The organism is Candidatus Palauibacter sp., from assembly GCF_965213655.1.
Classification (GTDB): domain Bacteria; phylum Gemmatimonadota; class Gemmatimonadetes; order Palauibacterales; family Palauibacteraceae; genus Palauibacter.
On the sequence record NZ_CBDBZT010000001.1, the window covers coordinates 15712 to 39669 of the forward strand.

Annotated in this window: 24 protein-coding genes; 21 read left to right on the top strand and 3 right to left on the bottom strand. The window is 68.7% G+C overall.

Annotated features, from left to right (window positions below; translation table 11 throughout):
- From ACOOGH_RS00100 to ACOOGH_RS00200, 21 genes are all read left to right on the top strand, one after another.
- Nucleotides 1-1098: a type IV pilus twitching motility protein PilT gene (locus ACOOGH_RS00100; protein ID WP_420446979.1), complete on the top strand. Its 1098-nt coding sequence runs from the start codon at nt 1-3 to the stop codon at nt 1096-1098.
- A 2-nt stretch (nt 1099-1100) separates the two neighbouring features.
- The gene (locus ACOOGH_RS00105; protein WP_420446980.1) at nt 1101-2228 is read left to right on the top strand and encodes a type II secretion system F family protein; all 1128 of its coding nucleotides are present in this window, start codon (nt 1101-1103) and stop codon (nt 2226-2228) included.
- Between the two features lie 11 nt (nt 2229-2239).
- A complete protein-coding gene (locus tag ACOOGH_RS00110; RefSeq protein ID WP_420446981.1) occupies nt 2240-2746 on the top strand; it encodes a hypothetical protein in 507 nt (168 codons plus the stop codon).
- A 127-nt stretch (nt 2747-2873) separates the two neighbouring features.
- Nucleotides 2874-3296 (top strand): type IV pilin protein, encoded by a 423-nt coding sequence (locus ACOOGH_RS00115; RefSeq protein WP_420446982.1) that lies wholly within the window; start codon nt 2874-2876, stop codon nt 3294-3296.
- Nucleotides 3297-3381: 85 nt separating this feature from the next.
- A complete protein-coding gene (locus tag ACOOGH_RS00120) occupies nt 3382-3831 on the top strand; it encodes a prepilin-type N-terminal cleavage/methylation domain-containing protein (protein WP_420446983.1) in 450 nt (149 codons plus the stop codon).
- Nucleotides 3828-4244, top strand: coding sequence for a type IV pilus modification PilV family protein (locus ACOOGH_RS00125; protein WP_420446984.1), 417 nt, complete (start codon nt 3828-3830; stop codon nt 4242-4244). The genes ACOOGH_RS00120 and ACOOGH_RS00125 overlap by 4 nt, the downstream gene beginning before the upstream one ends.
- On the top strand, nt 4241-5092 hold the full coding sequence (locus ACOOGH_RS00130) for a PilW family protein (RefSeq protein WP_420446985.1): 852 nt from the start codon (nt 4241-4243) through the stop codon (nt 5090-5092). The genes ACOOGH_RS00125 and ACOOGH_RS00130 overlap by 4 nt, the downstream gene beginning before the upstream one ends.
- Before the next feature lies 1 nt (nt 5093).
- The gene (gene pilM, locus ACOOGH_RS00135; protein ID WP_420446986.1) at nt 5094-6086 is read left to right on the top strand and encodes a type IV pilus biogenesis protein PilM; all 993 of its coding nucleotides are present in this window, start codon (nt 5094-5096) and stop codon (nt 6084-6086) included.
- Entirely contained in the window at nt 6083-6730 is a 648-nt protein-coding gene (locus ACOOGH_RS00140; protein WP_420446987.1) for a PilN domain-containing protein, read from the top strand. Before pilM ends, ACOOGH_RS00140 begins: the two co-directional genes overlap by 4 nt.
- Complete coding sequence (gene pilO / locus ACOOGH_RS00145; RefSeq protein WP_420446988.1) at nt 6727-7317, top strand: type 4a pilus biogenesis protein PilO; 591 nt, start codon at nt 6727-6729, stop codon at nt 7315-7317. The genes ACOOGH_RS00140 and pilO overlap by 4 nt, the downstream gene beginning before the upstream one ends.
- Nucleotides 7317-7727, top strand: coding sequence for a hypothetical protein (locus ACOOGH_RS00150; protein WP_420446989.1), 411 nt, complete (start codon nt 7317-7319; stop codon nt 7725-7727). The genes pilO and ACOOGH_RS00150 overlap by 1 nt, the downstream gene beginning before the upstream one ends.
- Nucleotides 7724-9550, top strand: coding sequence for a secretin N-terminal domain-containing protein (locus ACOOGH_RS00155; RefSeq protein WP_420446990.1), 1827 nt, complete (start codon nt 7724-7726; stop codon nt 9548-9550). Before ACOOGH_RS00150 ends, ACOOGH_RS00155 begins: the two co-directional genes overlap by 4 nt.
- A gap of 106 nt (nt 9551-9656) precedes the next feature.
- Nucleotides 9657-10844, top strand: a complete 1188-nt coding sequence (gene aroC / locus ACOOGH_RS00160) for a chorismate synthase (RefSeq protein ID WP_420446991.1) — start codon at nt 9657-9659, stop codon at nt 10842-10844.
- A gap of 1 nt (nt 10845) precedes the next feature.
- Nucleotides 10846-11445 (top strand): shikimate kinase, encoded by a 600-nt coding sequence (locus ACOOGH_RS00165; RefSeq protein ID WP_420446992.1) that lies wholly within the window; start codon nt 10846-10848, stop codon nt 11443-11445.
- 10 nt (nt 11446-11455) lie between these two features.
- The gene (topA, locus tag ACOOGH_RS00170; protein ID WP_420446993.1) at nt 11456-14011 is read left to right on the top strand and encodes a type I DNA topoisomerase; all 2556 of its coding nucleotides are present in this window, start codon (nt 11456-11458) and stop codon (nt 14009-14011) included.
- Nucleotides 14008-14952: a tyrosine recombinase XerC gene (locus ACOOGH_RS00175; RefSeq protein ID WP_420446994.1), complete on the top strand. Its 945-nt coding sequence runs from the start codon at nt 14008-14010 to the stop codon at nt 14950-14952. Before topA ends, ACOOGH_RS00175 begins: the two co-directional genes overlap by 4 nt.
- A gap of 5 nt (nt 14953-14957) precedes the next feature.
- Nucleotides 14958-15518: an ATP-dependent protease subunit HslV gene (hslV, locus tag ACOOGH_RS00180; protein ID WP_420447139.1), complete on the top strand. Its 561-nt coding sequence runs from the start codon at nt 14958-14960 to the stop codon at nt 15516-15518.
- Nucleotides 15515-16999 carry an ATP-dependent protease ATPase subunit HslU gene (gene hslU, locus ACOOGH_RS00185; protein ID WP_420446995.1) on the top strand — a complete coding sequence of 495 codons (1485 nt, stop codon included), beginning with the start codon at nt 15515-15517 and terminating at the stop codon, nt 16997-16999. Before hslV ends, hslU begins: the two co-directional genes overlap by 4 nt.
- A 37-nt stretch (nt 17000-17036) precedes the next feature.
- Nucleotides 17037-17954 (top strand): ornithine carbamoyltransferase, encoded by a 918-nt coding sequence (gene argF, locus ACOOGH_RS00190; RefSeq protein ID WP_420446996.1) that lies wholly within the window; start codon nt 17037-17039, stop codon nt 17952-17954.
- On the top strand, nt 17951-19540 hold the full coding sequence (gcvT, locus tag ACOOGH_RS00195) for a glycine cleavage system aminomethyltransferase GcvT (protein WP_420446997.1): 1590 nt from the start codon (nt 17951-17953) through the stop codon (nt 19538-19540). The genes argF and gcvT overlap by 4 nt, the downstream gene beginning before the upstream one ends.
- Entirely contained in the window at nt 19540-21177 is a 1638-nt protein-coding gene (locus ACOOGH_RS00200; protein ID WP_420446998.1) for a sigma-54 interaction domain-containing protein, read from the top strand. The genes gcvT and ACOOGH_RS00200 overlap by 1 nt, the downstream gene beginning before the upstream one ends.
- Before the next feature lie 25 nt (nt 21178-21202).
- Here the strand turns inward: ACOOGH_RS00200 and ACOOGH_RS00205 are convergent, their stop codons facing one another.
- The 3 genes from ACOOGH_RS00205 to ACOOGH_RS00215 are packed head-to-tail and all read right to left on the bottom strand — an operon-like array spanning nt 21203 to nt 23956.
- Nucleotides 21203-21667 carry an SRPBCC domain-containing protein gene (locus tag ACOOGH_RS00205; RefSeq protein ID WP_420446999.1) on the bottom strand — a complete coding sequence of 155 codons (465 nt, stop codon included), beginning with the start codon at nt 21665-21667 and terminating at the stop codon, nt 21203-21205.
- Nucleotides 21664-22656, bottom strand: a complete 993-nt coding sequence (locus ACOOGH_RS00210) for an SDR family NAD(P)-dependent oxidoreductase (protein ID WP_420447000.1) — start codon at nt 22654-22656, stop codon at nt 21664-21666. The genes ACOOGH_RS00205 and ACOOGH_RS00210 overlap by 4 nt, the downstream gene beginning before the upstream one ends.
- Nucleotide 22657: 1 nt before the next feature.
- Nucleotides 22658-23956, bottom strand: coding sequence for a sulfotransferase family protein (locus ACOOGH_RS00215; RefSeq protein WP_420447001.1), 1299 nt, complete (start codon nt 23954-23956; stop codon nt 22658-22660).
- Nucleotides 23957-23958 lie beyond the last annotated feature (2 nt).

The following is a 23958-nucleotide window of genomic DNA, read 5'->3' on the forward strand; positions in this document are numbered from 1 at the left end:
GTGGAACGCCTTGAGCCCCGCCTGGTCACGCTCCTGAACGAACTGGTCGAGCGTGATGCCTCCGACCTGCACCTCACGGCCGGGGAACGGCCGAAGCTCAGAATCGACGGTCGCCTCACCGACTGTGGCACGGCCGGCGTGCTCGGGCCGGGGGACACTGCGGAGTTGGGGCACTCGCTGCTGGGCGAAGAGGGACGGGCGGACTTCGCGCGCGACGGAGATCTCGATTTCAGCTTCAGCGTCTCGGGCCTGTCCCGCTTTCGTGCGAACATCTTCCGGCAGCGGGGCAGTGTCGCGTGCGCGATTCGCCGGGTCCCGGTCGAGATCCGGAGTCTGAGTCAACTCGGCCTCCCCTCGGTCGTCGGGCGTTTGACGGAGAAGCCTCGCGGGCTCGTGCTGATCACGGGTCCGACCGGCTCCGGCAAGTCGACGACGCTCGCGGCGATGGTCGACCGCATCAACACGAAGCGCGCGGGACACATTGTGACGATCGAGGATCCGATCGAGTTCGTGCATGCCCACAAGAGTTGCATCGTGAACCAGCGCGCGGTCGGGAAGGACACTCGCACCTTCGCCACCGCCCTCCGGCACGTCCTGCGCCAGGATCCCGACGTGATCCTCATCGGCGAGATGCGGGATCCGGAAACGATCCAGGCGGCGCTCACGGTCGCGGAGACGGGGCACCTCGCCCTCGCCACGCTGCACACGCGCTCCGCGGCGGAGGGGATCCACCGCATCATAGACGCCTTCCCGGCCCATCGGCAGGAACAGGTGCGCGTGCAGTTCGCGGCGGTCGTCGAGGGGGTGATCTCCCAGGCCCTGCTCCCCCGGGCGGAGGGCCGAGGCCGCGTCGTCGCGTGCGAGGTGCTGATCGCCACGCCTGCGATCCGGGCTCTGATCCGGGAGGCGAAGATCCACCAGATCCAGTCCGCGATGCAGGCTGCCCGCAGATTCGGCATGCAGACGCTCAACGACGCCCTGTACCAACTCTATACGCGGCGACAGGTGGATTTCGCGGAGTGTCTTCGCGTCACGTCTGATCCGACCGAATTCCGGCGCATGACGGGGACATCTCTTCCCGGCTCAGCCCTGAAGTGAAGATGGACAAGGTGACCGGCCGCTGGCACGGAAGCGGGGTGGATGATGCGGGGGCTGGCGGTCGGTTCACCCCTCTCCGGCTCCTCCCGCCGCCACGCGCCAGGAACCGTGACCTCGTTCTGTTCACCAGGCAGCTCTCTGTGATGATCAGCGCCGGCCTGCCGCTCACCCGGGCGCTCGAAACTCTCGCGCAGCAGGCGGAAAGCCCCGTCCTGCAGCGCGTGGCCCGCGAGACGTTGTACGACATCGAGTCCGGGAACACGCTGGCCGACGCCCTCGGCAGGCACCCCCGGGTCTTCACGAGGCTGTACGTGAATATGGTCCGCGCGGGTGAATCGGGGAGCCGGCTCGACGGCATCCTCACACGTCTCGCCGCCTTCCTCGAGCAGAACGAACGGATCCGCCGAAAGGTGAAGGGCGCGATGCTCTATCCCGCCGTCATCTTCGCCGTGGCCGTCGCAGTGGTCGCGACGCTCTTGCTGTTCGTGATCCCCACATTCGAGACCGTGTTCGCGAGCTTCAACGCCCTGCTGCCGCTTCCGACGCGGACCGTCATCGGCCTTTCCCGAGCTGTCCAGAACTGGTGGTGGGCGGTCGTCGTCACCGCGGGCGGGGGCGGCCTGCTTCTGCGCCGCTGGGTGGCGACGGAAACCGGCCGGCGGCGCTTCGACAGCTTGCTGCTGCGGCTGCCGGTGCTGGGCCCGCTGTGGCGCCGAGCTGCCGTATCCCGCTTCACGCGGACGCTCGGCACCCTCCTCTCGGCGGGCGTTCCGATTCTAGAGGGGCTTGAGATCACGGCTCGCACAGCCGGCAACCGGGTGATCCAGGACGCGGTCCTCGAGAGCCGAACCGCGATCCGGGGTGGGGAATCCATCGCGCGGCCCCTGCGCGAGACCGGCGTTTTTCCGCCGATGGTGGCCCGGATGATCCACGTTGGGGAGGAGACGGGAGATCTCGACGGGATGCTGTCCAGGATCGCCGACTTCTACGACGAAGAAGTCGACGCAGGCGTCGAGAGCCTCCTCAAGATCCTCGAACCCGCCCTGATCGTGGTTCTCGGAGGTCTCGTAGGCGGCATGACCATCGCCATGTATCTCCCCATCTTCGATCTCGTGGACGCGATTCAGTGAACCGGCGGTCCGTGACTCCCCGCCGCCTTGCGGGGTTCCTTCCCGACCCGCTTTTTCCCCGCATGTCCACGGCCGACAGCGAAGATCGACGACCCGGGGAGGGCGGTGCGGCACCTGACGTCCGGGGGCTTCTCGGCGCGCCGCTCGAGATCGCCTTCGAGCGGTACGGACGGGCGGGGGCGGACCGGGTGGCGGGACTGGACCGGTGGCTGCGCTTCGAGGGTCCCGGCTGGAGCCTGCGTCTGCGCGCCAGACCCGGCGGCGACGGCGGCCCGGCCCGCGTCCGCTCCTGGACCGCCGCTTTTGCACGAGGTTTCGACACGATGGCGGATGCTCAGCGCGCCCTCGGGTTGCCGACCCCGAAGCGCCCGGCCGCGACCGCCGCCAGTGGGGATCTACGCCGGCCGCTGCGTGACGAAGCGGGACGGGTGCACTCCCTCACGGCTGTACTGCGCGCTGGGCGAATCCGTTCGGTCTCCGGCTTCGATGAGCCGCCGGACTGGGAGCCGGACGAGTAGTTGATACCGGGATGTTCGGCGAAGGTTGATTGGGGCAGAGCCGTCCACCGCGATTCCGCGCGGACGGCGGCTGCCGGCGATCGGTCCGGATGTGTGGAGAGGGAGGGGAAGTGCGATGAAACAAGACATGGCGCGCAGAATGAGGCAGGAGGGCGGGTTCACGCTGATCGAACTCCTGATCGTGGTCGTCATCATCGGCGTTCTCGCGGCAATCGCGATTCCGCAGTTCACGAGCACGAAGGAACGGGCGTTCGATGCCGCGGCGCAGAGCGATATCCGCAACATGATGACGGCGGAGGAATCGTACTTCTTCGCCAATCAGGCGTACGTCGCGGCCACCGTCGCGGCCGGCGGTACCGCCGATCTGGACACCGATGGCACACCGGATTTCCAGGCCAGCAGGAACGTCGAGCTGACGGTGACGATCTGGACGGACGGCTACCGGATCACGGCGAAACACGCATCCTCGCAGCAGACGTGGTGCGTGAACTCGTCGGCGGCGAACGCCACGGGCGAGGTCGGGCAGATCGTGGCGGGAACCACCTGCTGATCGTCGCGGTTAATGCGGGGTTGATACGGGGGGTGATCCTTATGGGCGGAAGTTGCAACGCTCATTCGATGAGGAGAGTCACCCCGTGGATATCCCCGGACCCGGTACAGGGCGAAGTGGGTTCAGCCTCGTGGAGGTCGCGGTCGCTATTGCGCTCGCCGGCCTCGCCGCCGCCTTCGTCATACCGCGAGAACCGCTCGACCGCTTCAGTCTGACCCGTGCCGCCCGAGTGGCGGAATCGCAACTCGCGTTGGCGCGCCTCCACGCCGTCGCCACTCATTCACCGACCGAAGTGACGCTGAACGGGACGCGGCTCGAAGTGTCGCTTCGCGGAGGGCGGTTGCTGTCCCGCGTCGACCTCGGGCGGCACGCTCTGGGCCGGCTCGATTCGGCGCGGGTGCGGCCCTCCACGCTGCGATTCAACTCCCGGGGGCACGGATCTTCCGGGAGCCTCTATCTGTACCGCGGCAGATACGGCATTCGCCTCGTGGCAAACTTCGTGGGCCGGGTCCGCGCGGAGTCGTTTTCGCAATGAAGGCGGCCTCCAACGTGACTCCGGTCGCGACGTGTCGTGCGTCAAGCGGGTCCGCCGGCTTCAGCCTCGTCGAAGTCCTGCTCGCCATCGTGATTACGTCGGTGGGGATCCTCGGGGCCTCCGGGGTCGTGCTCGGAATCGCCTCGCTGGGGCGTCGGACCTCCTGGTATACCGATCACACGGTGGTGGGGCGGAGCGGCGTGGATTCCCTCATGCACGCGGGATTCACCTCCGTGGTCTCCGGCTCGGGTGTCGTGGAGGTCGGCGGTCGAGCGTGCGATCTCTCGTTCGAGGTCACTCCGCTGTCGCCGCGACTCAAGCACCTGCGACTGACGGCGACCCTCCCGAATGCGCCGGAATCCGTGCTGGAATCCATCGTCTCGCGGCCGCGGCCACTCCCGACGGCGCCATGAGCGCCCCGCGTCTGTCGCCGCCCGAGCTTGATCCCGGTTGCGGAGGATTCACGCTTGTCGAAATGCTCGTGGCGCTCGCCGGCGCGAGCCTCATCGGCGGTCTGCTCATCAGTATCCTGGCAAGCCAGAGCCGCTTCCACCTGCGGAATGAGGATGCTGTCCACGCCTCGCAGATCGCGCGCGCTCTCGCGGACGGGATGGGGGCGGAGATTCGTGGCGCGAGCCCCGGCGACCTGATCCTCGCCACCCCCGACACGGTGTCCTTCCGCTTCGACGTGCTGCGAGCCGTGGTGTGCGACACAGTCAGTGGCGGTGAGGCCGATCTGTTCGCGTTCGATTCCGTCACCGCGACGAACCTGCGCTCCCCGTGGCGGGGAACGGCGGTGTCCGGCCCCTACTCGGCGGACTGGATCTACGCCGATGCGTTCACGCCGACGTCCGGTGTCTCCGCAGCGGCTGAGACCGCGTGCCGGGCCAACGGAGCGGATCCCGCGAACCGGGCTCCCTCCAGGTCGTTCCGCCGTGCCCGCGACTGGAACGCGGGGTTCGGAGGGACGCCGGCTCCCGGCTCGCTCGCGCGAGTGTACGGGCGCCTCACGTACGCGATTCGACCCTCCACGTCCGATCCCGGGACGGTTTCCGTGCGACGCAATGGTCAGGAGTTCGTGACGCGACTGGAGCCCGGGGCGGTTTTCGAGTACGGGCTTGTCGGCGGGATCGTCCAGGCGAGCGTCGCGGCCGCAGATCTGCCCCGCGTGCGCCAGGTCCGCTTCGTCGGCACGGCGACCGGACGAAATGGCCGCGGGCCCGGTCGGCCAATGGTCTACGTAATCCCGCTCCACAACTGAGATGGCGGGCTTCGGCAGGCGGCGCCGGAAGAGGACCGTCGGGGTGGACATCGGGACCGGGTTCTGTAAGGCCGCGGTCATCGAGCACGGAGCTGGTGCCCCACGCCTCGTTCGGGTCGCTCTGGCGCCAAACGAGACCAGCGCAGGCCGCGGTGGGGGCGGCGGCGATCCGGACCGAGTCGCCGACGCGATTTCCTCGATGTTCGAACAGGAACGGATCGACGCCCGCGACGTCGTCATCGGCATCGGCGGCCGAGACGTCATGAGCAAGGTGATCGAGATCGACCGCATGGACGAGGAGGAGGCATGCGCAGTGATCCCGTGGGAAGCGGAACAGCACGTACCGTTCGAGATGGAAAACGTAGAACTGGACTTCGTGATCATCGATCCGGACGGAGACGGCCCGGCGATGACCGTGCTGCTGGCAGCGGTGAAACGCACGCTCGTCGAGGAGCGGGTATCGCTCCTGCGCCGAGCCGGGCTGAACCCCGTGACGGTGGATGTGGACGCTCTGGCCCTCCACAACGCGCTCGAGATGAACTATCCGAGCGCGATGCAGGATGTGACCGCGCTCGTCGACATCGGAAGTGGCTCCACGACCGTGCACCTGCTCCAGGGTGGGCTCCCCGTGCTCACGCGTGAACTGGCCGTCGTCGCGCCGACGCCGGAGGGACTGAGCGAGGCTGTGCAGCGCATCGCGCGCGGCCTCCGGCGAGCCGGTGGGTTCGTCGAATCGGAGACGCACCTCGGTATTGCGCGCGTCTACCTGTGCGGCGGCGGAGCCGGCGCCCCGAGCCTCGCCGAAACCCTGGCGGAGAAGCTGGGTGTGGAAACCCGTCTCGCAAGCGCCTTCGAGCGTCTCGATGTTGCGCCCGAAGTGGCCGATCGGCCGGACATCGGTTCGATCGCGCCGATGCTGATGCTCTCGATCGGCCTCGCGCTCCGAAGCCCCATCGAAGGACCCCCGAACCCGAAAAAGCGAGCGAGACCGTGATCGAGATCGACCTGCTGCCGGAGTCCCTTCGGCGAGGAGCCGGGACCCACCCCGCGGGCGCCTTCAGCCCGCTGGGCGGCCGCAATGCCCTGCTGACCCTTGCCCTGTGGGGTTCGGTCTTCATCGTGCCGCCGGCAGTGCTCTCACTCTGGTGGACGCAACACGCAGAGGCCCGGGGACTCGACGCGCGTGTGGCAGCCGCCTCGGCCGACTCGGCGAGACTCGCCGGGCTCCGCGCCGCGAGCGACAGTCTCGCGGAACGTTTCCGCGAGATCGGCGAACGCATCGCCCTCGTCGAGCGACTCGACCGCGACCGATTCGCGTGGCCTCACATGCTGGATGAGATCAGCCGTGCACTCCCCTCGTTCGCGTGGTTGATCTCGCTTCGCGAACTCTCCCCACCACCTGCGCTCGCCGTCGAGCTACAGGGGGTTGCCGCCAATCCGCTTGCGATCACTCAGTTCGTCCACAGCCTCGACGCCTCCGATCACATCGCGGACGTGAAGATCATCGGCAGCCAGCAACAGGGCCTCGATGCCGGCGACGTCGCACGACAGGCCTTCACGCTCATCCTTCAGTTCGCCGATGAGACCGGGGTCGGCCGCGTGGCGCCCATCGTCGCGGCTGACGGGGGCCAACATTGAACCTTCTGCCACGTGACGTCGGGGCGCGCCACCGGCTCCTTGCCCTCTTCCTCCTGCTGGGGTTCGGCGTCGTCTTCTATCTGTACGTTTGGAATCCGCGCAGGATGGAGCTCGCCGCCCTGGCACGGCGCGTCGAACAGGCGGAACGGGCCAATGCGCTCGCGGAAACGCGCCCCGGCGACCTCGAAGCCCTCCGCGAGGACCTCACGCTCGGTGAGCGGCAGTTCGCCATGCTCGAGCGGCTCGTCCCCGGAGAGGGCGAGGTTGCGGCGATCTACGAAGCCATTGCAGCCGAGACGCAGTCGCTCGGTCTCGAACTCGTCCACGCCGTCCCGGCCGACCCCGTGCCCGACTCCGCCGGGTACTTCCTTCGACAGCACTGGGCGATGCAAGTGGAGGGCGAGTATCACGATGTGGGGCAATTCCTGACGCGCGTGGCCGGCTTTCCACGCATCGTGCGGCCCCGGGTCGAGGAGATCGTGCCCGCCCGGATCACGAATTCGGGACGTCAACTCGTTCTCGCGCGCTTCAGCCTGGAGACGTTCGTCCTCGCGCCCGAGGGCATCGCTCCGCGGGAGGGTGGCTGATGCGCGCGCCCCCGAGCCTCGCGGCAGCGTTCGCCTTCGCGTCGCTGGTGAGCGGGCCGGCGCGGAACGCGGCCCAGTCGCCGTCCCTGCCCATCTACGAACGGGAGGTGTTCACCTATCCGGCCATCGAGCGACGCAACCCGTTTCAGCCCCTTCACCTCGGGACCCAAACGGGTCCCCGTTTCGAAGATCTCACGCTGTCCGGCGTCCTGTACCACCAGGGGCTCGGGAGTGTGGCGACCCTTACCGACCGGCAGACTGGAAGGCGGTATCGCGTGCGCGAACACGACATGCTGGGCGAGGTCCGCGTCGTACGGATTCGCCCGGAGGAGGTAGACTTCGCCATTACGAGCTTCGGCGTCCGCCGGGAGGAGACGCTCCGAGTTCGGCGCGAGGGGACGAAACCATGATCTTCAGGTCGATCGTGCCCTTCGTGCTGGCGATGGCCGGTGCGCAGTCGGCGGAGGTGCCCACGGACTCTTCCTTCGACGTGCGGGAAGTGAGCGTCGTCTCTGCGGGGACGGAGACGGAGATCACCATTGGCGCGGGCGGCCCCGTCGAGGCCCGGCATCTCATGCTCGCCGACCCTCCGCGGCTCCTCCTCGACATCGAAAAGGCGGTTCACGCCCTGGAGTGGCGCGACTACGCCGGGATCGGCCGAGGCGGTGTCGTGGGCATCCGGTCAAGCCAGTTTCAGCCCGGCATCGTGCGGTTCATCTTCGACCTGACGCGGGGAACCGACTATCGCGTGACTACGGATGGCGGCGTCGTTCGCGTGACCTTCCCCAATCCCGGGCCGGCCTTTGCCCCGTGGTCGACTTCGGATGCCGTCCCGAGCCCGGATTTTCTCCCCACCCTGGACGATGTCCCGGTCCTCGCCGACGTCCCCTCGTCGGATGCGTTGCGGTCCGCGCCTGTCTCCGAGCAGGCGCAGCCGCGGATCTCCGTCGTGTACGACAGCGCCAGCATGCTCGACGTGCTCGCGGGCTTCTCCGAGTTCGCGGATGTCTCGGTCGTCCCCAACGGCGAGGTCGCCTCCGTGACGGTGCGCGGCATCGATATTCGGAACCAGCCGTGGGACGTGGCCCTGAACGCGATCCTCTCCGCCCAGAACCTCGGCTGGCACACGACGGAGAGCGGGATCATCGTCGTCGACTGGCTCGAGAACCTGCAGGCGCGGGACCAGTTGCTCAGCGAGACGCGGGTTATCCGCGTCAACTACGCGAGCGCCGATTCGATTGCGGAGACGCTCCGCCATTTGGCGACGCCCAATCGCGGGCAGATCGTATCCTTCTCCGGCAGCAACACCCTGATCGTGACGGACGCGCCCTCCGTCGTCGCGCGCATGGACACCATCGTCGCGGCCCTGGATCGGCGGCTCCCCCAAGTGGCGATCGAGGCGAAGATCGTGTTCGTCGACCGGACGGATGTGCAGCAACTCGGGATCGTGTACGACCTGAAGGAGCGGAACGGCGGTTTCGTCGAGCAGGGGCTGAACGACCTGATCGCCGTTCCCGACCCCGACCAGCCGCCCCAACTCGTAGACGTGGACGGCGACGGCGTACCGGACGACGCCTTCGTGCGGCGGACGAACGAGACGCTCGTGAACCTGGGGGGCTCCGCCATCGCGGCGCTGGCGAACGCGAACGATCGGCCGATCGGGCCGGCGCTCCAGATTCTGACCGCGGTGGCGTTCGGCGACTTCTCGCTCTTCGCCTTCCTCGAGGCCCTCGAGTCCCACCAGCTGTCCGACGTCCAGGCGGCGCCCTCCATCCAGGTCGTGGACCATGCTCACGCCAGGATTCAGGTGGGCGAGCGCACGCCGATCCGCGTCCTCGAGCCGGGAGCCCAGACCGAGAACGCGCGCGTCAATGTCCAGTTCGAGGACACCGGCATCATCCTTGACGTCGTCCCACACGTGACGAACAACGATCAGATCCGCCTCGAGCTGATGGCGGAGCGATCCGGCCTGAAGCTCGGGCTGTCGGATGTGGGTTTCGTGTTCGAGAAACAGATCGGAGAGACGACCCTCCTGCTGGACGATGGAGAGACGGCCGTGATCGGAGGGCTCACGCTGACCGAAGTGAGTCGAAGTCGGAGCGGCATTCCAGGGCTCATGAACCTTCCGCTGCTCGGGGCTCTGTTCCGTAACACGAAGGAGAATGAGGTGAAACAGGACCTCATCATCCTCGTCACTCCGCATATCATTCGGCACTTTCCCGAGACGCCGTAGAAGGGGTCGTGGTTGCGGGTCCGGCCCCCGGCGCATCCTTTTGCCGCCGTCGGAAGGACGTTCGAGGAGGAGAGATCCGCGCGATGCGGCAAGGGATGGTGACAGAATGCTGAGGTGTCTGAGGTTGACGACGGCGGGCGAAACACACGGCCCCGCCGTGGTGGCCGTGCTGGAAGGGATCCCCGCCGGGCTGGCTCTGAGGCCCGGCGACCTCACCCTCGAACTGGTCCGCCGCCAGGGAGGGTACGGCCGCGGCGGCCGCATGAGGATCGAGAAGGATGTGGGCGAGATCTTCGGCGGCGTGCGGCTCGGCGAGACCCTGGGGGCGCCGATCGCGATCCGGATCCCCAACCGCGACCACAGGAACTGGCGCGCGGCGATGGCGATCGACGCGCCGGATGTGGACGACGACGAACTCCTGCGCCGGGTGTACATGCCGCGGCCGGGACACGCCGACCTCGCGGGGATGCTCAAGTACGGGAGGGAGGATGCGCGCGACATCCTCGAGCGGGCCAGCGCACGTGAGACGGCCGCGCGCGTTGCCGCCGGGGCCATCGCCAAGCGCCTGCTGGCCAGATTCGGCGTGCGTGTCGAGAGCCACGTGGTGTCGATCGGCCCCGTGTCGATCCCGCCCGGACTCCCGCTGCCGGAGGATCTGTTCGCCGTGACCAACGCGTCGCCCGTGCGCTGCATCGATGCGGACGCGTCGGTGGCGATGGTCGACGCGATCGATGCCGCGCGCCGCGCCGGGGATTCGCTGGGGGGGGTGTTCGAGGTCGTGGCGCGCGGCGTGCCGGTGGGGCTCGGGAGCCACGTCACCTGGGAGACCCGCCTGGGCGGCCGCATCGGCGGGGCGATGATGTCGATCCACGCCATGAAGGGCGTCGAGATCGGCATGGGCTTCGAGGCCGCGCGCCTCCGGGGGTCGGAGGTGCACGATGAGATCGAGCGGGATCCCGCCCTCCCCGCGAGCGGGGGTTATCGGCGGCGCCGGAACAACGCCGGCGGACTCGAGGGGGGGATGACGACGGGGGGCGACATCGTGGCCCGCGTCGCCATGAAGCCGCTCAGCTCGCTCCGGCGCCCCCTGGACAGCGTGAACACCCGGACCGGCGAGCCGGCCAAGGCGCTTCTGGAGCGCAGCGACACGTGCTCCGTGCCGGCGGCCGGTGTCGTCGGAGAGGCGATGATGGCGCTCGTGCTGGCCGACGCGTGGATCGAGAAGTTCGGCGGCGACAACATCTCCGACATGCGGGCCAACATGGAGAGCTATCTCGCCCGGATCGGGACGTGACGTGGCGGACGTGCCGCGCAAGATCTGGCTCGTCGGCCTCTCCGGGGCGGGGAAGAGTACGATAGGACCGCTCCTCGCCCGGCGGCTGGGGTATCGTTATGTGGATCTGGACCGCGAGGTCGAGGAGTTGTCGGGCGCGACGATCCCTCACCTGTTCCGCGTCGGCGGAGAGGCCGAATTCCGGCGCTTCGAGGCCCGGGCTGCGTCGCGGGCGGCACGGGCGACGGAGGTCGTCGTCGCGACCGGAGGGGGGTGGATGGCGCGCCGGGACATCGACCGGACGTCCGGGGGCCGGGTGCGCGTCTGGTTGCGCGTTCGCCCCGAGACCGCGATCCATCGCCTCTCGCGGGACGGTGCCGAGGCCCGGCCGTTGCTGGCCGGACCCGACCCCGCCGCCACGCTCACCGCTCTGCTCGCGGAGCGGGAGGCCGCCTACGCGGAGGCCGAAGTCGCGCTGGAGACGGATGGACGGGAACCGGAGGACGTCGTGGAGGTAGCGCTGAAGAGTCTGCGGCGTTTCGCCGCCCGCCCGCCGGAGGATTCGGCAGGACGACCGGAAGGACCTTCCGAGGCACGCTCGGAAGGACAAGCGGAGAGCTGAGGGAGAGCCTGTGAATCTCGTCATCGTGGAGTCGCCTGCGAAGGCCCGCACCCTGGAGTCGTATCTCGGGGCCGGGTTCAGCGTGCAGGCATCCGTCGGGCACGTGCGGGACCTCCCGAAGAAGGGGCTCGGGGTCGACGTGGAGAACGGGTTCGAGCCCGAGTACGTCACGATCGAGGGGAAGGAGCCCGTCCTCAGGAAGCTGCGGGCGGCCGCGGCCAAGGCGGATTCAATCCTCCTCGCCACGGACCCGGACCGGGAGGGCGAGGCGATCGCCTACCACATCGTGGAAGCGCTGACCGCGCGGAAGAAGACGCTTCGAGAGCGGTTCCGCCGCGTCACCTTCAACGAAATTACGAAGGGTGCGGTGCTCGCGGCGCTCGAGGAGCCCGGTGAGATCGACCTCCCCCGCATCGAGGCCCAGCAGGCGCGCCGGATTCTGGACCGCCTCGTCGGATACCGGGTGTCCCCGCTCCTGTGGAAGAAGATCAAGCCGGGGCTCTCCGCGGGGCGCGTGCAGTCGGTCGCCGTCCGCCTGCTCGTCGAGCGTGAACGGGAGCGGCGCGCCTTCCGAAGCGGCACCTGGTGGCGCCTGCGCGCCCACCTCGCCGCGGACGGGCACGCCTTCACGGCGGAGCTGGCCGCGCTTGACGGCGTGGCGATCGCCAGCGGCAGGGATTTCGATGAACGCACCGGCGCGCTCAAGTCCGGCCGCAAGGTCGTCCTGCTCGACGGGGAGCGCGCCGAGGCGCTCCGCGCGCGGTTGGACGACGCGATCTTCACGGTCGCCAAGCTGCAGGAGAAGCGCTCGAAGCGGAGCCCGTATCCGCCCTTCACGACGGCGACCCTCCAGCAGGAGGCCAACCGCAAGCTGAACCTCGGGGCCCGGGAGACGATGCGGATCGCCCAGGCTCTCTACGAGGCCGGCCAGATCACCTACATGAGGACCGACTCCGTCACGTTGTCCGAGGCCGCGATCTCGGCGATCCGAAGCCGCGTGTCGGCCCGCTACGGGAAGGAATACCTGAGCCCGGCCCCGCGGCGCTACAAGACGAAGTCCCGCTCGGCCCAGGAGGCCCACGAGGCGATTCGCCCGTCCGGCACCGACATGCGGACGGCGGCTGAACTCGGACTCACCGGGCGGCACAAGGCGCTCTATGACCTGATCTGGAAGCGCGCGGTCGCGACGCAGATGGCGGACGCCCGGCTGCGGCACCTCAACGTCCGGGTGGAGGCGGAGGAGGCGCGCTTCCGCGCCGCGGGGAAGGTGATCGAGTTCCCCGGCTTTTTCCGCGCGTACGTCGAAGGCTCCGACGACCCCGACGCGGCGCTGGAGAACCAGGAAACCGTCCTCCCCGACATGCGGGAGGGCCAGGCGCTCGACAAGCGCAAGCTGGAGAGCCGGAAGCACGAGACGAAGCCGCCCCCCCGCTTCACGGATGCGGCGCTCGTGAAGGAACTGGAGGCCGACGGCATCGGCCGCCCTTCCACGTACGCCGCCATCATCTCGACCGTCGTCGACCGAGGCTACGCCGTACGGCAGAGCAAGCAACTCGTCCCCACCTTCATCGCCTTCGCGGTGACCGGCCTCCTCGAGGACCACTTTCCGGACCTCGTCGACACCGGCTTCACCGCGGACATGGAGGAGGAACTGGACGAGATCGCGCGCGGTAACGCGGACTGGCGCTCCTACCTGGCGGATTTCTACAGCGGGGGGAATGGTCTCGAAGCTCGACTTCTCGAGCGCGAAGCGGCCATCGACCCGCGCGAGGCATCGACCGTGAGGCTCCACGACCTCACCCCCCGCGTGCGGATCGGCAAGTTCGGGCCCTTCCTCGAACTCGAACGCAACGGTGATCGGCTCACTGCGTCCCTGCCGGACGATGTCGCCCCGGCCGACCTCAGCGAGGAAGAGGCGATCGACCTCCTCCAGAAGCGCGCCGAGGGTCCGGATCGTCTGGGCGATGACCCCGATTCCGGAGAGGCGATCTACCTCATGGAGGGGCGCTACGGTCCCTACGTGCAGCGAGGTGAGACGGGGGACGGCGGGAAGCCGAAGCGCTCTTCACTCCCGAAGGGCATGCAGCCGGAGGACGTGACGCTGGCGACCGGGCTCAAGCTGCTCGCCATGCCGGCCCCGCTCGGGCCGCACCCGGAAAGCGGCGACCCGGTGAAGGTGGGGATCGGGCGCTACGGCCCGTACGTCGTCCACCAGAAGGATTTCCGCTCGCTGACGGGGAACGATAATCCGCTCGAGATCACCTTCGAGCGTGCCATGGAACTGCTCTCCCAGCCCAAGACGCGGGGCCGGCGGGCGAGCGCCACACCGCTGCGGGAGGTCGGTGCGCACCCCGACGACGGCGAACCGGTCGCGATCTACAAGGGCCGCTACGGTCCCTACGTGAAACACGGCAAGACGAACGCTTCGCTGCCCAAGGGGATGGAGCCCGACGAGGTCACGGTCGGCGTGGCGCTGGATCTGCTGCGGAAGCGGAAGGAGCGCGACGCGACCAGGAAGGCGGGGGGGCGGCGCGGCAGCCCCCGCAAGAAGTCGTCGAGAAAATGACCGCGACGTCCGCGCCCGCCGATGCGCGAGCGCGAGCCCGGCACGCATGGGTCGATGACTTCCTTCGCTATGCCCGTGCCGAGCGCCGGCTGTCCCCCAACACCGTGTCCGCCTACTGTCGCGACCTCGCTCAGTTCGAGGCCTTCGTGAGCGCGTACGAGGGGACGCACGACTGGGGGTGGGCGGACGTACATCGCGTGTCCATCCGTTCCTTCATGGGAGACCTCGAGTTGCGCGGACTGAAGCGCTCCTCGATCGCCCGCAAGCTCGCCGCCGTGCGCGCCTTCTTCGCCTTCCTCCAGCGCACGGACCGCGTGGAGGCCAGCCCGGCCCGGCTCGTGCGCACCCCCCGCCGCGACCAAACGCTGCCCTCCTTCCTGAGCGAAGAGGACGCGCGTGAACTGCTCGATTCGGCCGGCGAGGCCGCGCGGCGGGACGGGTCCGCCGTGGCGCTCCGGCGCTGGGCGCTCATCGAGCTGCTGTACTCGTGCGGACTCAGGCTGGCGGAGGTGCACAGCCTCGACGTGACCGCCGTGGACTCCCGCACCGGGCAGGTCCGCGCGCTCGGCAAGGGAGGGAAGGAGCGCGTGGTCCCCCTGGGCCGGCGCGCCTCGGAAGCGCTCGACGCCTACTTCGGCAAGCGGGCGGAGAGCGCGTCGCGGGCCGCGTTTCTTTCGGTTCGCGGCACCCGCCTCTCGCGGCGGCAGATCCAGCGCGACGTGACGGCCCAACTCGCGCGGGTCGCGGACGGCGACCGGCTGACCACGCACTCGCTGCGCCACTCCTTCGCCACGCACCTTCTCGATCGGGGGGCGGACCTCGTTTCGGTGAAGGAGATGCTGGGACACGCGAGCCTGAGCACGACCCGGATCTACACGCACACATCCGTGGACCGGCTCAAGCGCGTACACTCCCGGGCCCATCCGCGCGGAGGAGAATGAAGAAAATGATACGAGCCACGACGATCCTCTGTGTTCGGGTCGGAGGGGAGGTTGCGATGGCCGGCGACGGCCAGGTGACCATGGGGGAGACCGTCGTCAAGGCGAAGGCGACCAAGCTCCGCACGATGCGCGATGGCCGCATCCTGGCGGGTTTCGCCGGCGGCGTCGCCGACGCGCTCACGCTGTTCGAGAAGTTCGAGGCGCAACTCGAGAGGTATCCCCGCCACCTGACCCGCGCGGCGGTCGAACTCGCGAAGGAGTGGCGCAGCGACCGCTATCTTCGCCGGCTCGAGGCGCTGCTCGCCGTGGCCGACCGGGAGACGAGCCTGCTCATCGCCGGCACGGGAGAAGTCATCGAACCGGACGATGGCATCCTCGCGCTCGGTTCCGGCGGGCCGCACGCGCTCGCCGCCGCCCGGGCCCTCGCCCGACGGACGGATCTGCCGGCTGCGGAAGTGGCCCGGCAGGCCCTCGAGATCGCGGCGGAGATCTGCGTGTACACGAACCAGGAAATCTCGGTGCTCGAACTCTCGGGCAGCGATAACGGCAACGGGAACGAATCATGACGACCAGCGACGGCGGGCGGATGACGCACCGCCCCGATATCGGCCCGGTCCCGGGTTCCGGCGACGCCGGAATCGCGGCGGCGCTCACCCCGCGACAGATCGTCGAGGAACTCGACCAGTACATCATCGGACAGGACGAGGCGAAGAAGGCCGTCGCGATCGCGCTTCGCAACCGCTGGCGCCGGCAGAACGTCGACGAGGGGATGCGCGAGGAGATCCTCCCCAACAACATCATCCTCATCGGCCCGACCGGGGTGGGGAAGACCGAGATCGCCCGCCGCCTCTCCGGGCTCGCCGGGGCGCCGTTCATCAAGGTCGAGGCCTCGAAGTTCACCGAAGTGGGCTACGTGGGCCGCGATGTGGAATCGATGATCCGGGATCTCGTCGAAATCGCGATCAAGCTCGTGCGCGAGGAGCAGGAGGCCCGGCACGGAGAGATCGCGGACCGGCGGGTCGAGGAGCGCCTCCTCGACCTCCTTCTTCCCCCCGTGGCGGACGCGGAGCCCACGGCCGGACCCGGCACCGGGCAGCAGCGGCAGTTCGTCGTGTCGCTCGCGGGCCAGGCCTCCGAAGCCCCCTCCGACGGGCCCACCGATGAGCGCAAGCAGCGCACGCGAGAGAAACTCCGCGGCCTCCTGCGCGACGGCATGCTCGACGAACGCGAGGTCGAGGTGGAGGTCAGCGAGAGCCCGATCTCCATGCTGGACGTGGGCGGCGGCATGGAGAGCGTCGACTTCAACATGGGAGAGGTCCTCAAGGGGGTGCTCCCGAAGAAGACCCGCCGCCGCCAGGTCACGGTCAAGGACGCCCGCCGGATCCTGCGCTCCGAGGAGCTCTCGAACCTCGTGGATATGGATGAGGTCACGGAGAAGGCGGTCCGCCGCACCGAGAGCATGGGGATCGTCTTCCTCGACGAGATCGACAAGGTCGCCGGGAAGCACGGCGGGGCCGGACCCGACGTGTCGCGCGAGGGCGTGCAGCGCGACCTCCTGCCCATCGTCGAGGGGTCCACGGTCCAGACGCGGCACGGGATGGTCCGCACGGATCACATCCTGTTCATCGCGGCCGGGGCCTTCCACATCGCGAAACCCTCGGACCTGATCCCCGAACTCCAGGGCCGGTTCCCCATCCGCGTGGAACTCGAGAGTCTGGACGCGAAGGCCTTCACGCGCATCCTCCAAGAACCCCGGTACGCCCTCCTCGCGCAGTACCAGGCCCTCGTCGAGACCGAGTCCACCCGCCTAGAGTTCGAGGAGGCCGCGGTGCGCGAGATCGCCCGCATCGCGAGCCATGTGAACGAACGCACGGAGAACATCGGCGCCCGGCGTCTCCATACCGTGCTCAGCACGCTCCTGGAGAAGATCCTCTTCGACCTGCCGGAGGCGGGGGCGAACGAGACCATCACCATCGACGCGGACTTCGTGCGGGATCGTCTGTCGCGCATCGCGGACGACGAGGACCTGAGACGGTACATCCTCTGACGGGACTCTGAACGGAGAGGCGAGGACCCACGGACCCATGGACCGGACCCGACACTTTCTTTCGATCGCCGACTGGTCGCCCGAGCGACTGCGCGAGGCGCTCGATCTCGCCGACCGCCTGAAGGCGGACCCCGGCGCGGCGGGCCGTCCCCTCGCGGGGAAGACGCTCGCCATGATCTTCACCAAGAGTTCCACCCGCACCCGGGTGTCCTTCCAGGTGGGGACGCACCAACTGGGTGGCCAGGCGCTCTTCCTGTCCGCGCGCGACATCCAGATCGGGCGCGGAGAGCCGCTCTCCGACACGGCACGGGTGCTGTCGCGCTATGTGCACGGAATCATGATCCGGACGTTCGCGCAGTCCGATGTCGAGGCGCTGGCCGCGCACGGTTCGATCCCCGTCATCAACGGGCTCACCGACCTGCTGCACCCCTGCCAGATCATGGCGGACCTGCAGACCGCGCGCGCCGAATTCGGCCCGGACCTGTCGGGACGGACCGTCGCCTGGATCGGCGACGGGAACAACGTCGCGAACTCTTGGTTGAACGCGGCGGCGAAACTCGGCTTTCAGCTCCGTCTCGCCTGCCCGGAGGGCTACGATCCGGACCCCGCGATCCTCGCCGCCGCGGGACGCGCGACGCAGGTGGACCTCTTCCGGGTGCCGGCGGAGGCGGCGGAGGGGGCGCACGTCGTGACGACGGACGTCTGGGCCTCGATGGGACAGGAGGAGGAGGCCGCGGAACGTGCACGGGCCTTCGAGGGGTACCATGTGGACGCGGAGATCATGGCCCGGGCCGCCGGTGATGCGATCTTCCTGCACTGTCTGCCCGCGCACCGGGGCGAGGAAGTCGCCGCCGAAGTCATGGACGGGCCTGCGTCCCGCGTCTGGGACGAGGCGGAGAACCGGCTCCACTCGCAGAAGGCGATTCTCGCCATGCTCATGGGAGCGGCATCGTGAAGGATCTGAAAGAGACCCCGCTATTCGAAGAACACGTCCGGCTGGGCGGAAAGATCGTCCCCTTCGCCGGCTACGCGATGCCTGTGCAGTACCCGACCGGCATCCGGGCCGAGCACCACGCCGTGCGCAAGACGGCCGGCCTGTTCGACGTCTCCCACATGGGAGAGTTCCGGGTCCGCGGCGAGGACGCGCAGGCGTTCGTGGCCTATGCGACGACGAACGATCCCTCGCGCCTGGAGCCGGGTGACGCCCAGTACAGCGCGATGTGCCACGATACCGGCGGCGTCATCGACGACCTCATCGTCTACTGCATGGGCGAGGCGGATTACCGGCTCGTCGTTAACGCGGCCAACATGGCCAAGGACTGGGCACACCTCGACGCGCTCGCGCGGGGCTTCGACCTGACGATGACGGACGAGAGCGACGAGATCGCCCTTCTCGCCCTCCAGGGACCCCTGGCCGAGGTGATGCTGGCGCCGCTGACCGAACAGCCGCTGGCGGAGATCGAGTACTACCGGTTCGTGCACGGGGAGGTCGCGGGCGCGCCGTGCGTCATCAGCCGGACCGGCTACACTGGGGAGATCGGGTTCGAACTCTACATGCCGAATGCGTACGCGGTGCCGACGTGGCGGGCGCTCGTCGCGGCCGGCGCCGTCCCCACCGGTCTGGGGGCCCGGGACTCACTCCGGCTCGAGATGGGGTACGCCCTCTACGGCAACGACGTGGACGACGAGACGACCGCGCTCGAGGCCGGCCTCGGGTGGCTGGTGAAGTACGCCAAGGGCGACTTCATGGGCTCCGAAGCGCTCGCCGCGCAGCGCGCCGCCGGCCTCACCCGCAAGCTGCGCTTCCTGCGACTGCTCGAGCGGGGCTTCCCGCGGGCGGGCTACGAGGTGCGATTCAAGGGGGAGGCCGTCGGCGAGGTCCGCAGCGGCACCGTGAGTCCTACCATGGGGCACGGGATCGCGACCGCCTACCTGCCTGTCGCCGCGGGGTTTGGCGCCGCGGTCGAGATCATGATCCGCGGGAAGGCGATCGCGGCCGAGGTCGTGCGTCCGCCCTTCTATCCGCGCGGCTCGCTGCACCGCATCGCGCCGCGGATCGCCGTTATGACCATCTCCGACGGCGTGCACGCCGGAGAACGGGAAGACGGCTCCGGGGATCTCATCAGGAAGTGGATTCAGGGGCGCGCCTACTCGCTGGCCGGCGCGGATGTCGTGCCCGACGAGAGCGCCGCGATCACTTCCCGTCTCCTGCACTGGTGTGATGTGCAGGGGGTTGACCTCGTCCTCACGACCGGCGGCACCGGGCTCGCCGCGCGCGATGTGACGCCGGAGGCGACACGCACCGTCCTCGAGCGCGAGGCGCCGGGGATCGCCGAGATGCTGCGCCGCGCCGGCGCCGAGTCCACGCCCTACGCCGCGCTCGGCCGCGGACTTGCGGGAATCCGGGGCGAGACGCTCGTCATCAACCTGCCCGGGAGCCCGGGCGGCGTCTCCGACGGCCTCGCCGCTCTCGAGCCGGTGGTCGACCACGCGGTCGATCTGCTGCGCGGCGATACCGTGCACGCTTCGCCAGGCGGCTGATGGCCCGCGTCTTCGTCGACGGACGCGCGGTGGAGGCCGCCATCGCCGTCCGGCAGGCCGCGCAGGCCGACGGGCACGAGGTCGAGTTCGTGGAGTCCGTGCGCGAACTCGAGGGACGGCTCGGTGGCGCGGCCGAAGTCGCCCTCGTCCTCACGGGCCCTCCCGACGAATCGCGCGCCGCCGCGATGCGCGGCCTTTTCGAAGCGGAGATTCCGCGCCCTCCCGTGCTCGGGCTCACGGAGGAGACCCAGGCGGACGCGCGCCGGCGGTTGGCGCGGTCGTTCGATCTCGACGAGGCGCTGTCGCTGCCCGTCGATCCCGACGAGATGCGGGTCGCCCTGCAGACGCACCTCGACCGCTACGACCTGCAGCGAAAGACGGGGATCATCGGGCGCACCGAGGCGGTGCACGAGATCCTCGAGCGGGTGCACATGATCGCCCCTGTGATGAGCACCGTCCTCCTCACGGGCGAGAGCGGGACCGGAAAGGAACTCGTGGCGCGCGCCTTCCACCGGCTTTCGCCGCGCCGCGCGAGGGCGTTCATAGCCGTGAACTGCGCCGCGCTGCCCGAGTCGCTGCTCGAGTCCGAACTGTTCGGGCATGAGAAGGGCGCCTTCACCGGAGCCACCTCGCTGCGGCGGGGCATGTTCGAACTGGCCGATGGCGGCACGCTCCTCCTCGACGAGATCGCCGAAATGCCGCTCCCCACCCAGACGCGGCTCCTGAGAGTGCTCGAGAGCCGCCGCTTCATGAGGGTGGGCGGAGACCACGAGATCCAGGTCAGCGTGCGCGTCGTCGCCGCCACGAACCGCGACCTCCGGCAGGCGGTCGAGACCGGGGAGTTCCGCCGCGACCTGTACTACCGCCTCAACGTCCTCAACGTCCACGTTCCCCCGCTCCGCGAGCGGCGGCGCGATATCCCCGTCCTCATCCGCCGCTTCATCACGGAGTTCAGCCGTCAGCACGACCGGGAGTTCCGCGGACTCGCCCCGGAAACGCTCCAGATCCTCCTCGACTACGACTGGCCGGGGAACGTCCGTGAACTCCGGAACCTGATCGAGTCCATGGTCGTGCTCGCGCCGGGCTCCGTCATCCGTCCGGAGGACATCCCACCGGAGATCCGGTCGGGCGGCGTGAGCCTCGTGCCGTCCCCGGCGCTCATCGCGCCTCCGATCGACGCGGGCGCCGGGGCCATCCCGAGTTCGCCGCAACTCGCGTTCGTCTTCCGCACTCTCGTCGATCTCAAGGTGGACATCGACGACCTCAAGCGGGAGTTCGAGGCCTTCAGGAGAGGCGACCGACACCTCCTCGCGGCTCCCTCCCGGAGCGGGGCGGGGGACGACATCGGCGATGGGATCGAAATCGACATCACCGATGCGGTCGCCGGGATCGATGCCGTCGATGGGATCGATGCGGTCGAGGCCGAGGCCGCTTCAACAGCCGGGGACAGCCCCGACCCGGACGACGCGGAGACGATCGCGATCCGGCCGGGGATGACGATGGAGGAGATCGAGCGCCAGGCGATTATCGCGGTGCTCCGCCAAGCCGGGGGCAACCGCCGCAAGGCCGCCGAGACCCTGGGCATCGGCGAGCGCACGATCTACCGCAAGATCCGCAAGTACGGCATCGAACTCTAGCTGGCCTCGGCCTGCCAGCGTCGCGTCACACCTCCGGGGCGGCTTCGGCGCGCGCCTTCAGCCCGCGTGCCACGTCGTTGAAACCGCGGCGTACGAATCCTCCGAAGAGCAGCATCACGAGCGGGATGAGGAGGCCGGCGAAGTCATCCGTCGTCCGGTAGCGGCAGCGCCCCTCTCCCACGGGTTCGAGACGCTGCTCCCTGAGGGCCGAGATCAGAAAGCGGTGGCCCATCGTCGTGCTCCACGCGATGAGGTGCGGCGGCTCGATGGCCTCGATCCGCTCGACTTGCTTGAGCCTCCAGGGTCCCATTCGCACGTACAGGTCGACCGGCGAGCCGATGTCGAACTCCGTCGCGACCGACGGGGTGAACGGATTCCATTCTCCGTAGCGCTCGAAGTCCGTGAGAATGTCCCACGCCCGTTCGATCGGCGCTTCGATCTCCACTGTATCCGAACTCACATGCCCCTTGAACAAGGCGTTGCCTTTCACTGAGGTTCACCCGACCTGGCGAGCAGGGCCTCGCTCGCCTCCCAGAGGCGCGCGCCGGCGGAGAGGTCCATGGCCGGTGCGGACATCTCCTTCTCGCGCAGCAGGTGCAGATAGACGCCGCTGCGCCGACCCATGTCCTCCGCGCAGCAAGCATAGGTGACGGATGCCGCCGCCTTGTGGGGCGCCGCGAAGAGCAGGCGTTTCGCCGGGTAGAGCAGGGGCTTCAGAAACCACGGCGCTTCCCGCATCAGGTCGGAGTCGACCGCCCCCGGGCAGAGCGAGTTCACCGCGATCCGGACCTCTCCCTCCGGGTTCAGCCGGCGCGACAGTTCCTGCGCATAGGTGCACAGGTGCAGCTTGCTCAACGCATAGTACTTCAGCCCGTCCTTGAGGCCGTAGTCGGTGAAGGCGCCGAAATTGCGGAAGTCGATCGAATCCGCGGCTCGATGCGTTTCGGACACGATGAAGACGATTCTGGGAATCTCATCGCCGTGCCCGGCGGGTCGCATCGTGCCGTCCGACAGGAGTCGGTCGACCAGCACGCGGTTAGCCAGGAAATGGACCGCGAACATCAACTCGTAGCCTTGGGCCGACCTGCGTGCCTTCGCCGGCATCACGCCGGCGTTCAGCACGAGGATGTCCACTTGGCGGCCGTCGCGTTCGAGCTGGTCGCACAGCGCGTGCACGGAGTCGAGGTCGGCCAGGTCCACGTGAAGCATGTCGACCGTGTCGGAACCGGCCAGTCGTCCGACTTCCACGCCGGCATCGGGATGTCCGCCGCGGCAGGCCATGAGCACGTGCCCGCCGCGTTTCGCCAGGTCGACCGCCACCGCCCGCCCGAGGCCCCGGTTGGCCCCCGTGACCAGGCATACCTTGCCGTCGAGGCGGGCGCTCTCCGGTACGGGATTCAGCGCGGGGCGTTGCGAGAAACGATCGACGACCCCGCTGGCGAAGGCGCTGAACTTCCTGTTGTAGTTCGTGGTTCGCATGTCACCGTGTCTCGTCGCGAGTCCCCAATGAGCCGCCATCGGACATGGCGGTCTCGTCCGGTATCCGGTAATTGCGCCGGTAGGCGGCGGAGTACCCGTCTATGGTCTCGTCGTCGAGACCGAAGCTGGACGCCGCGTAGACGTGCCTCCCGTAGCGATTCTTCCCGCTCCGTTCCGAAGCGGTCCTCGCGGCGGCCTCGGCCTCCGCCGTGAAATCGATCCCCGCGGCCCCGTAGATCCTGCGCAACTCGCCGAGCGGGTCCGCGATCAGGTCGTAGTACGATACATCGACGAACACGCCTTCGTCGGCGCTTCGCCGCACGCTCATGGAGCGCTCCATCATCCGGCGGATCTTTCCCAGCCAGTGGGTCCCGATCTCTACTGGATCCACATGGTCGCTGAAGATGCCCCGCCCGTGCGCCACCATGCTGCAGAACGACGGCACCGATTTCTTCGGGTCGCGATGCGTCTGGATGACGCACACGTCGGGGAGGACATGGAGGATCACGTCGAGGTATTCCATGTGATGCGGCGTCTTCAGCACCCAGCCGCCCGCACCGGCCGGCCGTTGCCAGTGCAGGATCTTCAGCATCGTGAGCAGGTACGCGTAGCACTTCGTGTGGTCTTGGCCTTCGAGCCATCGCGAGTAGCTGGGCACGTGCATCGCCGCTTCCGGCGCCTGACTCATGAAGGAGAGGTCGAGCAACAGGACGTCCTCCTCCGGCGCGTCGTGGGCCAGCGGGTGGACGGTGCGGAAATCGGGCGCCAGGAACCCGATCGCCCGCGCGGCGTGTTTCGCCTGCCGTATGCGGCGGCGCGGAGCCCCCCTCCGTTCGCCGGCGAGGGGCACCGGATTCAGCACTTCCCACCCGTTCAGTGCGCGAATCGCGGGGTCCGCGGCGAGCAACCGGTGCAGCGTGGTCGTCGCGGTGCGCTGCAGGCCCGCGATGAGGAGGATGCGCCCCAGCTCCACGTCGAGAATCTCCGGGTGCTCGCGAAGCAGTCGTTCCGCGCGCAGCCGGGTCGCCAGGGCCGATACGATCCGCGAGTGCTGGATCCTCGCGCCGAGCGGTGTCAATCGAGCCTCGGCGTTGATCGATTCGACGAGGACCTCGAGGGGCTCCATGAACCACTCATCGCCGAAGTCGGAGAGCTTCGTCTTGCGCCTCGCGGCGGCGATCATGCGGTCGACGTCGAGGGCGTCGTCGAGGCCGAACCGCCGTGCCGCCCGCCCCGCCCGGTTGAAGAGCGCCACGGACAGGGGGCGGTACGGCCTGCGATACTCCGTCGATGTCCGCACCG

Excerpts from the sequence above, each read along its gene's own strand:
- argF (WP_420446996.1), top strand. The coding sequence starts at position 17,037 with ATGGACCGGACCCGACACTTTCTTTCGATCGCCGACTGGTCGCCCGAG.
- ACOOGH_RS00130 (WP_420446985.1), top strand. The coding sequence starts at position 4,241 with ATGAGCGCCCCGCGTCTGTCGCCGCCCGAGCTTGATCCCGGTTGCGGA.
- ACOOGH_RS00210 (WP_420447000.1), bottom strand. The coding sequence starts at position 22,656 with ATGCGAACCACGAACTACAACAGGAAGTTCAGCGCCTTCGCCAGCGGG.
- pilM (WP_420446986.1), top strand. The coding sequence starts at position 5,094 with ATGGCGGGCTTCGGCAGGCGGCGCCGGAAGAGGACCGTCGGGGTGGAC.
- aroC (WP_420446991.1), top strand. The coding sequence starts at position 9,657 with ATGCTGAGGTGTCTGAGGTTGACGACGGCGGGCGAAACACACGGCCCC.
- ACOOGH_RS00105 (WP_420446980.1), top strand. The coding sequence starts at position 1,101 with ATGGACAAGGTGACCGGCCGCTGGCACGGAAGCGGGGTGGATGATGCG.
- ACOOGH_RS00200 (WP_420446998.1), top strand. The coding sequence starts at position 19,540 with ATGGCCCGCGTCTTCGTCGACGGACGCGCGGTGGAGGCCGCCATCGCC.
- ACOOGH_RS00155 (WP_420446990.1), top strand. The coding sequence starts at position 7,724 with ATGATCTTCAGGTCGATCGTGCCCTTCGTGCTGGCGATGGCCGGTGCG.
- ACOOGH_RS00175 (WP_420446994.1), top strand. The coding sequence starts at position 14,008 with ATGACCGCGACGTCCGCGCCCGCCGATGCGCGAGCGCGAGCCCGGCAC.
- ACOOGH_RS00115 (WP_420446982.1), top strand. The coding sequence starts at position 2,874 with ATGGCGCGCAGAATGAGGCAGGAGGGCGGGTTCACGCTGATCGAACTC.
- hslV (WP_420447139.1), top strand. The coding sequence starts at position 14,958 with ATGATACGAGCCACGACGATCCTCTGTGTTCGGGTCGGAGGGGAGGTT.
- ACOOGH_RS00125 (WP_420446984.1), top strand. The coding sequence starts at position 3,828 with ATGAAGGCGGCCTCCAACGTGACTCCGGTCGCGACGTGTCGTGCGTCA.
- ACOOGH_RS00150 (WP_420446989.1), top strand. The coding sequence starts at position 7,317 with ATGCGCGCGCCCCCGAGCCTCGCGGCAGCGTTCGCCTTCGCGTCGCTG.
- hslU (WP_420446995.1), top strand. The coding sequence starts at position 15,515 with ATGACGACCAGCGACGGCGGGCGGATGACGCACCGCCCCGATATCGGC.